The organism is Sphingobacterium sp. ML3W, from assembly GCF_000747525.1.
GTDB lineage: Bacteria > Bacteroidota > Bacteroidia > Sphingobacteriales > Sphingobacteriaceae > Sphingobacterium.
Window position 1 is genome coordinate 3,018,149 of record NZ_CP009278.1, and the last position, 13,330, is coordinate 3,031,478.

The following is a 13,330-nucleotide window of genomic DNA, read 5'->3' on the forward strand; positions in this document are numbered from 1 at the left end:
GTTAAGTTTTTATATAATTCTTTCTGAGTTTATATATGGTTTTAAATTTCCCATTATCTCCATAGTCTTTTCTTATTGTCTCCAAAAGCTTGTACGTTTTAATAGATTTATATTGATCTCTACGTAACTTCTTGAGAAGGTGACTCCATAGATCTGCAGGAGTTATATTCATAATCAAGTCAGCTTCTTTTCCTCCAGCCTTTGTCCACACTGTTGTTAAGCTGACTCCGTTAGAGTAAATTTCAGTAACAATATCCTCCAGTGCATTCCACCACTCATCAGAGGCTATATTAACCTTTTTATCTTTTGAAAAAATGTTAGAAAATGCAATCCCCGCCTTTGTCTTGAAATCAAGGAGTTGGTGACATTCCATCAAGGCATATTTCCAATTATTACTTTTATCAGCTCTCAAATTGATGTAATATGCAGAATTAGTAAAACGTTTCTTTAATACCATCCTACCAAGACTGATAGACTCGACTTGGTTCAATTTACCAGAATAGTTCATTAGATAATCTTTAAGATAATTATCGGAAAGTTTAGGAAATCTTTCGAAAAGCGGCACAACAGAGCTGATATTACTTCTGTTATAATACAAAAAGTCAGTAATACCTGTATTACTAATATGTTGTAAAAGTACGCGATCGTCAGGAATTGGAGTCGTAGAGTTTTTGCTTAATTTCTCCAATAGTTCACTGGACGTTTTCATCAAAAATTTATCCATTATTTCATCAGGCAAACAACTCCATAAACTACTCCTATTTTCGTAATAAAGTATGTTCGCAAATCTTGAAGAAGAAATTTTATTTAAAAGACTTTCAATTATTTTACCGCCATTTATTATAACATCATAGACCTTATTAATAGTTTGTTCAGGATTATCAAAGCCTGTTTCAACTTGATTTCCCATATTGATAGCTCCATCCCAGATATTTTGCCATCTTTCATTTGCAACATCAATATCATTTAATAATGATGGATTAATATGACAAAGTCTACTTGAAATAATAATTAATCTAGGATCCCCATTTTCTAAAGCAATAGATATTACATCATGATCCTTTGTCTTCTTAAAAATAATTTCAATAGCTGCATAATGGCTATGGTCTTTATCGATTTCCAATAAAAGAGACAATGCGTCTTTTATACTATATTTCAATGAAAGTAATATTGCATAAAGCTTAAGCCAATTGTTTAACTTTGACAAGTACAACAGCGATTCTAATGCTTCAGATTTTAAAGATTTTGTGACTTTCTTAATAAACAATCTTTGAGCATTCTCAGATTTATCAAGTTCATAATCAATGTACTTAATTACCATTGGAAATTTCACAATCCAATTGAACACGACACTCACTTTCAACAAAGTAAAGTTTTCAAGATAAGACCGTAGTTCTTGATCTATTACTAAATCCCACCAAATTAAATTCTCATTTCTTTTAGACGTGAAAAAAAAAATCAATATATCTAATGTTGCGTTATTTGAAAAAATATCTTTTTTCATCCTGTTTCTTAGACTTTCGGATAAGAGCTCTTCTGATTTTTCAAAGCTATTTATTTTAAAATTTCTCAGTACATTGAGTTCCCCAAGTCCCACATCTTTTGTTGATTCGATAATCCTATCTAAAAGTCGCTTCTTAAATTGAGAGCCTTTTTTATTCGATGGTGAATACTTAGCTACAATATGACTTAGAGTATTTAATTTCTTAAGATCAGAAACTGAATCAACCTGTTCAAAGGTTTCAATTCCCACAGAAATCATTTTTATATCCTCACGTGAAAATTCAGCCGCCCCTATAGAGTTTTCGAAATCCCGAACTCTCTTTATAATAGCCATATCTCCGACAATAAATTTTTCAAGAAGATCAGTTGGAGTGTGTGAATCCTTTTTTCCAACGATGAAAAAATTGGATTTAATAAATTTACTGTATACACTATCTGGTGCAGCGAAAAGATTTATCCCCTCTCGTTGGTTTAAGTCACTGTTAAATACAACTCCAAATTGAAAATTCTGTTTCTCAATATTTGTTAATCTTCTCCACAACTCATTTATTGCAGTTTTAAAATCGTCCTGACCAATCCATACAATATTATTTCTGTATTTTTGTATATTAATATACCCATTTAATAGTTTGGCAATCCTTCCATTTTCTTCAATTACAATGGATTTACTTTTATTTTCAGTACAAAGAATATCTAAATAAATAGGATTTAAAGGACTAAATTTATCGATTTCACTATATAACAATCCAAAAATTGGTTCTAGGTCTGAAATTTCAACAATTTCTTTTAAGGAAACAATTAAAACGTGACTAAATTTCCTTCCTCTCCTAACTTCTTCTGAAGTATCTTCAAACGTCTTCATAATGACGAAATTGCTACCTTCCGCAAAGCCTCTTATAGCTGGAGACCACATAACACCACTGGTCTGATCTTGAAGATCAGCTCTAAATGCAATATTTTTAGCAACCTTGGCATCAGGCAAAGTAGTCTTTAACAATCCCCACGCCCGATTTACCTCTCCACAAATTGATTGATGAACTTCGACTCTCACAATAGTGCTTGATCTATTAATTCCGTTATATCTCCAATTCTTTCACCATTTGATAAGATTAGATAACCAAACTCCTCTGGACCTTCAATTTGATACTTCTCCTGATTTTCTTCGCTATCTAAGGCAAATTCTTGGGCAGAAAGCCCGATTATATTTAGATATTCACTTGCCCAATTTGATTTCACAAAACTCAAAAATAATGGTAATTTAGATTGTAAAACCTCAATTGGTAATTTATTTTCGACTTCTTTCATTTCGTCCCAACACGTCAATACGACCGTAAGTTTTACCTCATGATTTAATAAATGATAATTTGTGTTTTTATAATGTAACAGAATTTGCAGCAGTTCAATAAAAAAACTCTGATCAGAAATTTTATATTCTGAATCATTTTCTACCATCCCTTTATCTACTCTACGCTCTTCAGAGAAAGTCACATCACTTATATCAAGAGGCTTATCAAGATTATTCAATCTAATAAAAAGAATCCAGCTATTACTTTCAGAAACAGATTTAACCCACTGCTTGTCCAAAGTTCTGTTTTCAACTATATTTAATATTTGTTCACCACCATACTCTGGGCACAGTAAATCAACTTTATCTTTTTCAGTTTGTATTGGAAGATAAAATTTTATACTTTTCTCTGTTGGCGTGGTTTGAGGCTCTTCACCAAGAGCTAGTGCTTCTCTAGCACCTGAAATAGGTGATAAGTCCTCCACGGGCTTATAGAGCTTCAGTTTACTTTTATTTTTCTGCAGTTTAGAATAAAACTGTGACAGAAAAACAGTTTTTGATGAATGGGGCTTCCCAATAAGTAATATCGATGTAGCCATCTATAAATTTTTAAATTTTAAAAAAATATCTTTATCCTTGTTATCGTCTTCAATGATAATATCAGATCCAACAGGTACAAAAATCTTTGAGAGAAGAAAATCTAAAACGGATATATTATTCTTATGAACCAAAATATCCGGATCATCATATGAAAAATTACTTATGTCTATTTCTGCAAAAACTGGAAAAAATTCCGACAATTCATCCTTTAACTTTTCTAAAATTTTTGGATGTACATCATGCTTCTTATCACTTTTAGACCAAACAGTAATAACTGGCCTGCTTCTAAGATCGTGGCGTAGCATTTGAGCCATATCTAAAATATCATTCTTAGCCAATGACTTTCGTTTAATCAAGTCCTCGCAGTCAATAAAAAGAATAAAAGCACTAGCATTTTGATAAATCCATCTAGCATTTTCCGCATTGACATCATTTCTATTAGTAGCCCATAATGAAAAAGCCTCACCTGCAATATCAGATAATAGAATATCATTCAACCTATTTGCCCGGTTCCGAAGAGCCAAGTGTAAAAATCTAATATATTGGGACGGGGTAGGATCTGGGAATACAACGCCTCCTGCCTGCTGAACCTGTAAGGTTTTGTACAATTTATCCCAGGCTTGTATCGTCTTAGTACCTGCGAAACTAAAATCTTTAAACATTCCTCCACGAAGAAGTAAAGTAAAAAGCATTGCCAGATATGTTGTTTTACCAGCATCAGCTTTACCTACAACACCTATTAATACTGGAGAATTCCGATATGTTACTTTACCTAACTCTTCAATAGCTAAAGCTTCTCCTGTCCAAGGAAGGCTCGATTTTAAAGATAACTTCTGCAATACCTTATTGTTCTTTTTCTCCTCCTTTGCTTTACTATAAAAAGTGCAATCTGTAACATTTTCGTGTCCTTCATGGCAACTTATAGGTGCTGCGCATTCGGGATTGGAGCATTTATAAGCCATTTATTTTCTACTTAAGGTTTTTTGTAATTGTAAATCATGGAATAACCAAAGCGCTAAGTCGACTCGACGAATATCTATATCAGTATTTATTCCAACTCTACTTTCAAGTTCTTCAACATCGTATTTATTATATATCATCCCCACGATAAAATTTAGCAGAGGTATCTTACTTTCAGCACTCATCTCAGGAAAAAGAGATTTCAGATACGTACTATTGTCAATTAGTCCTTTGAAAAACTGCTTTAAATCAACCAAATCTTCTCCATCAGAAACAATTCCTTTCACAGTTGATCTGAAAAAATAATCAACACTTTTTGGATAAATGATTGGAATGAAATTCGAATAATCAAAAGCCATAACTATATCTATAACTGAAGAATTAACTTCATGATATCCTGCATCCATAGCTACAGAATACCCTGCTTCTTTCCACCATAAAAGTTCTGATCTAAGATTTAATGATCTATTTTGAAGTACTAAATCATTCTGAAATTTTGTAGCTCCTCCCTTTAGAGCATTCTGAACAACTATATTATTTTCATTAATATTTTTTACTATTACTTCTAAAGATCTATCAACGATTTTTTTTATTCCAGCAGCTGCTCTTGGAGCAAATTCATAGGACCATGCGGCACCTTCGTCGGGAAAGCTAGTGTTTGGAGAATCATAATTAGATTTATCCTCAGAATTGGTAGGTCCTGAAGCATCTTCTAAAAGTTTTTGAAACTCTACTTTATTCAACAAATACGCAGGAACTGTTTGAAGAGTTATTTCAACAGAGTCACGAATATCCAAAGAATTTAGTCCCCATACAAGATTTGCTTCACTATTAATGTTAGAAGCTAATTTGGAAAGAAACTTTTCAACAATGATTTTTTCATTTCCTGTAAACTTTGTATATCTATAGATATTCCGACTTGATAACCAAATTATCAGTGCAATATTAATATCTTCACTGATATTATTTAATGTCTCAAAAATAACTGCTCTAATAAATGTTAGTGGCGTACTTTTAGAATTAGTGCTGAAAGTAGTCCAGTTCTTAATAATGATTTCATTCACTTCTATCACATCTGGATCCTCAACGGAAACATCAGAATTTAAAGCAGTTAATGTAAAAGATAATATTTTGTGTTTATTTTTTAATAATCTTTTTGCTAAATCATCAGCCGATTTCTTTAGTTTTCTAAAATCACCCTCATCGGTCACCGGAAGTAAGGTTGCATTTAAGTAGCTTTGTAGCATATGGTATAATTATTTATCATTTATCTTATTAAAATTTTATTAATTGTGCAAATGGAATATTCTTGTTAAACGTAAATATTTAGAAAAAAAATAAAAGAATAACTACAACATTATTGTTGATATATTAGTATGCAGGTTTTATCAATAAAATAGTTAATTGCTAAATTAAGTAAAAAAAATGAAGTTCAATTACTGAAACACGTAATCTTTCCATTATTTTTTTTCAATATTACATTGTTCCCCAGTAACATCTAAATTAAAAAATCACTACTCACCTATTACTATGTATTTAAAGTCTATTTATAATATTGTTGATGCATCACCCCAGAAACCGCATTACTTTATCAAGTAAAACTAGAGCTCAAAACAACAGCAGCAATATCGCGTAATGATAAGTACTCATATTATGCTTATTATACGGGAAACCATAATGAAAGTGGAAAAGGAGATCCATTCGACAATTATTAAAGCTTTATTCGGGTCTGCTTCGCCCCTGCTTTCACAAAATTATACCGTCCCTATACCCTGCCTATCCTTATTATGTAGGAAAATGGTATCTATTCCCCGAAGCTTTCCCGAACAAAGGACAAATAAAGGGTGAGGCCATTAGCAAAAGAGTAGTTAAAGAAGGTTTCGTCAAATACTTATAGATTGCGAAGCCGAACTAATAGAGCAATCCCCGCCCATTTTTCACGAATATTCATAACAGCTATCTCTACATATTGTAATCAAAACCTCCTCGTCTAGGTTACTTTTCAAGTATTAGCAAATACTATATAGTAGCGAAGAAAATCCTTGCAGTTTCTAGGTCAATTATATCCGCTGTAAATAACCTAACGGTGATCGATCGCCACTACTATTATTGTCTAAACAGCAACAAAACCGATGTGGAAAAACTACTGTGTAGTTTTAATAATACGATAAACTTCCACCATTCGGTGTATATTAGTTCTAAGTTTTTTGGAATCGGCTGTAGTCATAGCTAATTCAGTTTTATTGATGAATTTATGTACATTACGGGTTCCCATATTGTATAAAACAAAATTCGTTTTAAATTAGGTACTATAAGGATTAAGCTTCAATAACATGATTATCATTACTCCAAAATTAAAAACAACGTTATTATCTGACAGTCCATTTAATAATCCATTTTCATTCGATTTTGACACAGAAAAGATTAAAAGCTCTAATGACTGGGATAAAAATGATTTTGCTCTTCTAGAAATTATTGGAACGTTAAATGAGCTTTTTCTAAAAAGCTACTTCGAAACAAATGCATTAATGAGTTCTTGCAATTATTCTCCACAAGAAATTTTTAATGATTTGATGATACTGGGTAACAGACATATCGTATTATTACATCAGAGGATGCAGGAAGTCTATGGAAATTCTAGTGGAGTATTAGATTTTGAAAGATTAAGAGAAATAGAGGTACAAAATGGTTTTGGTCAATCTGAAAATGCAGTAGATTCGTCCGAAATCCTTATAGATCTCTACAGTATGCTCTTTAATTATCAGAATACATTTGAATGGCTAGAAGTCGATCCAGAAGGAAAAGATTCAGATAATGACCTTTCCAGAGAACAAGTTATTCAACGATTAGTACTTTACATAAACATAGTTTTTAATGCAAGAATTGTATTTCATTCCATTGTTCATAGTGAGGTTGAAGTTAGCCAAGAAGAAGATGGAAGCATCAAGCTAGGACCGGATCCTGATGGTTTAAGTTGGATAACTGCAGCTAATGAAATACGAACAACAGGACGCTTCAATGAACTATACTTTCCTCTAACGCGCATAAAAAGCAAGCAAAAAGTTAAGGTAAAAATTATTGATCATACTGAGATAGAGGACGAAAAATTTTCTTTGATACTTCGAGAAAAAAATGTTGAGATAATGGCAGATGCACAACTTGTTTGCCAAATGCAGATATTCTATCCATATCTAATGGATATAAGATTGAATGCTTTCAAGGATGTAATGCTCATTGATTTATTAAAATTACTAAATAAGCTTTCGGAAATTGTTCAATTCTTCTGTACAGATAGTGAAAAACAAAACTTAACCCTAGTTAATCCTCCATTTAGGATTAAAAAGGAATTACTTTACCAGTATTTGGCTGAGACGGCCGACATAGGAAAAGATATTGTGATTCTTTTTTTAAGCTCGTTAATTAGTAAAGAACATCACGGCAATGATTTATATCGATATCCTCTAATGGAAGACGATCATTACTTTATATTATTTTTTCCAGCTCTGAATGCCCCAAAACCACATCCATTTGTTGAACGATGGCTTGAGACTTCAGAAATAAAAGAAATCGATAAAAAAATATTGTTTCGAGATTTTGTCAAAAAAGAATTGAAATCCAACAAACCTCCTAAAAATATTAAGCTTCAATGGCAGGTCATAGAATCACTAGCCTACCACGAACTTCTTGCTATTGAGACAAGGGACTTTTTTATAATATTAGATTTTATCTGTCCAGAATACACGATAAATCAGGCAGAAGAAAGAACTCTACTTAAAAAATATGATGAGATATATAAGGGGCGGGCTCAACTTTTCTCGGATTTTTCTGATGAATTAAATACCAATAGAAAAAGAATACTCAAAGTTTGCATAACCTCGGATCTCCACTACTCGGGCTTAAAAGTAGGAGGTATTCCTTTACTGGATATCATTTTATTTAAAAATTACCTAATTGTAGGCAAATATCAGAGAGTAAAATTGATTAATCATGAACAAAAGAGCACAATTAAAGATCTATTTGATCTACCATATTACCTAGATGAAAATGAGTTCGAATTAGGTCTGCCAGGATTTATTGATTCGCCTATACCAATTCGTGTGCTAACATCGAAAATGAAGGCAAAATACATATCTATATTTCCGAAGGGATTTGAATTTTCCGTCATCCAAACTGTTTCACAACTGATTACTGAAGAGGAAGAGGAAATACTAGATCTTAATGATCTAGATGGTATGCTGAAATCTCAATACTTTTTAAACGAGGAAAATACACGTGCAGACCGCATGATAAATAGTCTTATTTCAAAGCTGTTTGCAAAGATAGCAGATACTCAACGTGGTAACCTCTCTGTCGTAGAGGAATTGATATCTTCCATCAAAATTTCTAAAAGGATTAGTACAACACATTTAGTTTCGTATCTTGTAATAATGGTGAGCAGGATGAAAAGTATTCCCATTGCTCCAGATGAAGAATTCGTGCACACACCGTATGAAATCAAAAATATTGATATTCTATTAAATAAATGCCTTCCAGATAATAAATCTGTAAATATTCAGCTTAGTACATTTAAGTTACACCAAGAATTAAGTGAAAATGAACGCAAACAGCTATTCACATTCCTTACAGATACTTTTGCAGGATTGGCATACAGAAATTTTGATCTCGATCAGAGTAGATCATTTTATATGCAAATCATCCTTTTATCTGCATTGATTAAAGATGATCCTGAGTACAATAGATTTTTTCTTGTTGTTGGTAATTTTGTCGAAAACCTGAATTTAAATCATCATTATCAAATCGCTAGAGAAATATCTCAAGAAATTTGGGCCTTTGCAGCCCAAGAAAAACGACATATACATGGGCTAAATATTTTATTCAAATGTTTTATCAAGCAAAAAAACATTCTTTACTCTTCTGTATATGGTGGTATTTTGATTTCTGCGGCTGATTCATGTTCTAAGATGGAAAAAGCACTCTATGTTGATATACTTTTTAATTTGATGCGTTTTTTCCGTGAATTTAGTTATACGGAATTTGTAAAAATGACTTGGAAATTTTCAAAAACGCTAAAGTTAAATACCTATGATGATCAAAAATTTAGCATTGCATATTTTAATACAAGATTATCTTTAGGTCTCAAAGAAGATGAAGGTTTACAAATTGCAGTTGTTAAGTACATTAAAAAGAATATTAGGGATATTGTAACATTTGGTGACATGGGAATCACACCATGGCTAGGCCTTTGCCTAAATATAACAAGACTTTGTAATATAGCGGGAATAACATTGAACAATCAAATTCCTCTGTTTATTGAAATGCTAGAGAAGAAAATCGAGGATAATGAAATAATCAAAAACCTTAAATACCAAGTAGAGGGGATTTCTACTGATTTAAAAAAGCAATTTATACAATCTTTAGAAAAAGTTTTCGATGACGAATGCTTTGATGACTACAAATATGATATAGGTAACTTCAAGCCTATCGCTGATAACACATTCCTAACTGCAATTGACAAGAAAGATGATAATCTGTTGCTTTTGACCTCTTTTGTTTATAATGACCAACGTCTTTCATTTGTCAATATGTACAATGAATCCAAAGTCAAATTATTTGGCACGAAAACTAGGATAGTTGAAAACCTAGAAAACTATTCTGCATACATTATTAATGGATTAGATCTTTCAGATCGTCAGATATTTGTATGGTTATTGGAACTCAACGGAAATGTGTATCGAGTCGTAATTAGTATTAACGGATTACTAGATGTGAAACAACTAACAAATTGGAATCCTGTAGCGATGAACCATTGGATAAGATCAACTCTACCAAAGTTCTATTTCAATAGTCAAAAAAACCGCTATTATGACTTTATGGAGCAAGAAAATTTTAGTCATAAGCTGATAGCTGACCTATCCAATTTTGATCTGTTGATTGATCAATCATTCTCTGAAATTCTAATTCTGAAAAGTATTGATATGTCATCTTATCCCGATAATTTACTAATCAACAATGGTAAGCTAATCTCTAGCAAAATTCCAATCTGCAATATTTTAAACTTAGAGCATTTTATTTCCAATCATCAAAAAATTGAATTATCTCTCGATAAAATAAATGCATGGCTTCCAATTGAAGGAGGGGATGCAACTATTAACTTTGGATTTAATGAAATGGAACCTTTGTTAAAGCAACAAGGAGCCAATATCATTTTTAATAAAATAATTGAGAAAATGCCTACAGGAGATATAAATGTGTTCTTGGCTCATGGAACCACAGACCTTGATGGATTCAAATATTTTCAAGCCGACGATAATTCCTTCCATTATCAAACAAATATCTTTGGAAATGGAACAATTGCTATATTATTTATTTGCAGCTCTGGAAATCTTCATGAAGATTTCCTTTCTCAAGACATCAGGTCCATAGGGCAAGACTTAATCCAACAGGGATATAGCTCCGTGATCGCTCCATTCTGGTAATACGATGTTACCATGGCAAAGATATGGCTGACGGAATTTTTCAAAGTTTTTAAAGAAGGTTATTCGATAATGGAGGCTGTTCACATTGCCAATAGAAAGGTTACTGAATATGATCCGGAAACACAAAGGATGTTTATGGAACCTGCAGGTTGGGCCGCTATGCATTTATATGGTAATCCGAATATTTACTATTCAACCAATATTCAAGATTAAAGCAAAATGTGTTTCGTAAACAAGTGTCTAAGCTAACGACATTATGCAGATTTATTAAGGTCTCAACACAAATGATACATCTTACATCAGAAATCGGTTAAATAAAGATAACTATCACTTTGCTGAGGTTGGTTAATCTAAAAATACTATGCAACATATGAAACAAAGTTTTAAATTTGAACAAACTAGATAGTTTCTATGGATATGAAAAAAATTGATATATCTTCTACTGTATTAGAAAAAGGCATCGATCTTGCAAAAGGCTTTGTAGAGAAACTAATTTATCCCTCTGCAGAGGAGTTAGGACTACTTTTTAAGGATGGGGTAGCAAAATGGCGCTTTAATAATCAAATACAAACACTTATTAAAACTCAGGCACTTTGTGAAAAACACAATATCAATCCTAAGACAATTTCAACTAAACTACTATATCCATTATTAGAATATGCCAGCTTAGAAGAAAACGAAAAGTTACAAGATAAATGGGCGGCTCTATTGGCAAATATGGTTGACTCAAACCAAAATATAGAAAACCATGTATTTCCTTATCTTTTAAGCCAGCTGTCCGTACAAGAGTTTGATGTTTTAGAACATACTTTTAAAAAGAAGGAAGATAGAATCAAGAAATTCACTAAAGAATTAGATGAACACCTCGCTTCGTATGAACAAATACTGAATGATATAGATTCTAAAATTGATAATTGTGAGGAAGAAATAGACAAATACCGAATAAACAATTTGGCCAATCCTCAAAACTATCAAAATACTTACGATATTCATGGTAAATTAGATGAGTTAAAAGCGCGTAAAAGTGGACATATACAAAAACAATCAAGAATTGAAAAGCAGATGAATGACTCTGAACTCATTCCAAGCCAAAAATTAAGAAACTTTGAAATGTCAAACCTCATTAGACTAGGGATAGTTAAAGAAGTTGTGCACTCTTATGGATATATTGACTCTAAAAGAATTACTGTTAACAAAGGGAACGGTTATCATGAATATTCTGAAGATTATATAAACTTAGAGGATGTTACTGTGAATATTGAAAGAGATGTGATTGAAAATGAACTAACTGAACTTGGAGATTTATTTATGAAAGCTTGTCAAGGAAAGGGTGAATTTAACGAATAATTATTCTTTCAGTATTACTTTACTTTCCAAAACGCAGAATATGTATTGGCCAGGACAGATACCAGATATCCGTCTGAACACTATGGCCACGTATTGGATGTTTACCAAAAATTAAGTCATCATATCTTGTTATTGGTTTATTTAGCTATATCATTATATTTGGCTATGTGATGGACTACAAGGACAATTATAAAACTTGTTGCGCTAATTTCATGTAATTTATCTAACCTAATAACTACCTTTAAATGGCTTTAAAAAACACAGAGAATTCTGAACATTATATCTGGAGAGACAACTGCGATGGTTGGCATTTGCTAAAATCTGATTCACGAAGTATTATTCAAGAAAAGATGCCTTCCCATACCAGTGAAGGACTGCACTTTCACAACAATGCACAACAGTTTTTCTATATTTTGAAAGGTACTGCAACATTTAGGCTAGAAGAAAATACTTTTGAAGTAAATGAGAATAATAGCTTCCATATCCTTCCCCAGCAAATGCATCAAATATTTAACCATACCGAACAAGATTTGGAGTTCTTAGTTATTTCTGAACCTAAAGCGCATGGCGATAGAGTTAATCTGTAAGTTTTGCAAATGCAAAAATTACAGACATTTCATTACCTGAACTATCAATCATTTATTACATAAAAAGAGCACTCTTGTGTTATTAATATGTATTAAATGATTACTAATGGATATAAACAATTGGCTGCTTAAAGTCTCTATACTATTATTAATTTTGGTATGTTTTTAATGGAATTCATAAGACGCTACGTTTAGAATTTTAAATACATCCTACAACATCTGCTTTTCCAAGCTTAGATCGGCAACAAGTTTCTTCAGTTGGACATTTTCTACTTCAAGTTGGCGCAGCTTTCGAAGTTCGGAAATACCCAGGCCACCGTATTTCATTTCCCAATTGTCGCATGTAGCCTCCCTGACACCCATCTTATGGCAGGCCTCCTCAACACTTGTGCCGGTCTTGGAATGTTTGATTATAAAAACAAACAGTGTTTCAGTAAACCGACCAAAGGAAGCTCATGCGAAGCATAACTTACTTCGAACTTTTCATCGTTTTTCCTCCTATTTAAAATTAGTAATTCAATCCCGAATTCTCTACTTCTAAATGATCCCGTTTTTTGGGAGGAGATCATCTA

General features: G+C 32.3%; 8 protein-coding genes and 1 pseudogene. 4 read left to right on the top strand and 5 right to left on the bottom strand.

What is annotated here, in order from left to right; all coding sequences use genetic code 11:
• Position 1: 1 nt before the first annotated feature.
• From KO02_RS12925 to KO02_RS12940, 4 genes are all read right to left on the bottom strand, one after another.
• Complete coding sequence (locus KO02_RS12925) at positions 2 to 2,554, bottom strand: effector-associated domain EAD1-containing protein (RefSeq protein ID WP_038698912.1); 2,553 nt, start codon at positions 2,552 to 2,554, stop codon at positions 2 to 4.
• On the bottom strand, positions 2,551 to 3,387 hold the full coding sequence (locus tag KO02_RS12930) for a hypothetical protein (protein WP_038698914.1): 837 nt from the start codon (positions 3,385 to 3,387) through the stop codon (positions 2,551 to 2,553). Before KO02_RS12930 ends, KO02_RS12925 begins: the two co-directional genes overlap by 4 nt.
• The gene (locus KO02_RS12935) at positions 3,388 to 4,227 is read right to left on the bottom strand and encodes a TRAFAC clade GTPase domain-containing protein (RefSeq protein WP_200878549.1); all 840 of its coding nucleotides are present in this window, start codon (positions 4,225 to 4,227) and stop codon (positions 3,388 to 3,390) included.
• A gap of 123 nt (positions 4,228 to 4,350) precedes the next feature.
• Positions 4,351 to 5,595, bottom strand: coding sequence for a GTPase-associated system all-helical protein GASH (locus tag KO02_RS12940; protein WP_038698918.1), 1,245 nt, complete (start codon positions 5,593 to 5,595; stop codon positions 4,351 to 4,353).
• 1,086 nt (positions 5,596 to 6,681) lie between these two features.
• On the opposite strand from KO02_RS12940, the gene KO02_RS12945 reads away from it, so the two are divergent.
• From KO02_RS12945 to KO02_RS12960, 4 genes are all read left to right on the top strand, one after another.
• Positions 6,682 to 10,824, top strand: coding sequence for a hypothetical protein (locus KO02_RS12945; RefSeq protein WP_038698920.1), 4,143 nt, complete (start codon positions 6,682 to 6,684; stop codon positions 10,822 to 10,824).
• 12 nt (positions 10,825 to 10,836) lie between these two features.
• Positions 10,837 to 11,037 (top strand): hypothetical protein, encoded by a 201-nt coding sequence (locus KO02_RS12950; RefSeq protein ID WP_038698922.1) that lies wholly within the window; start codon positions 10,837 to 10,839, stop codon positions 11,035 to 11,037.
• 204 nt (positions 11,038 to 11,241) lie between these two features.
• Positions 11,242 to 12,171, top strand: coding sequence for an Abi-alpha family protein (locus KO02_RS12955; protein ID WP_158500291.1), 930 nt, complete (start codon positions 11,242 to 11,244; stop codon positions 12,169 to 12,171).
• Between the two features lie 245 nt (positions 12,172 to 12,416).
• Positions 12,417 to 12,758 (top strand): cupin domain-containing protein, encoded by a 342-nt coding sequence (locus KO02_RS12960; protein WP_038698924.1) that lies wholly within the window; start codon positions 12,417 to 12,419, stop codon positions 12,756 to 12,758.
• Positions 12,759 to 12,971: 213 nt separating this feature from the next.
• Here KO02_RS12960 and KO02_RS12965 read toward each other — a convergent pair.
• Positions 12,972 to 13,184 (bottom strand): annotated as a pseudogene (locus KO02_RS12965) (transposase); the annotation flags it as partial.
• Between the last annotated feature and the right edge of the window lie 146 nt (positions 13,185 to 13,330).

Excerpts from the sequence above, each read along its gene's own strand:
- KO02_RS12930 (WP_038698914.1), bottom strand. The coding sequence starts at position 3,387 with ATGGCTACATCGATATTACTTATTGGGAAGCCCCATTCATCAAAAACT.
- KO02_RS12940 (WP_038698918.1), bottom strand. The coding sequence starts at position 5,595 with ATGCTACAAAGCTACTTAAATGCAACCTTACTTCCGGTGACCGATGAG.
- KO02_RS12945 (WP_038698920.1), top strand. The coding sequence starts at position 6,682 with ATGATTATCATTACTCCAAAATTAAAAACAACGTTATTATCTGACAGT.
- KO02_RS12950 (WP_038698922.1), top strand. The coding sequence starts at position 10,837 with ATGGCAAAGATATGGCTGACGGAATTTTTCAAAGTTTTTAAAGAAGGT.
- KO02_RS12955 (WP_158500291.1), top strand. The coding sequence starts at position 11,242 with ATGAAAAAAATTGATATATCTTCTACTGTATTAGAAAAAGGCATCGAT.
- KO02_RS12960 (WP_038698924.1), top strand. The coding sequence starts at position 12,417 with ATGGCTTTAAAAAACACAGAGAATTCTGAACATTATATCTGGAGAGAC.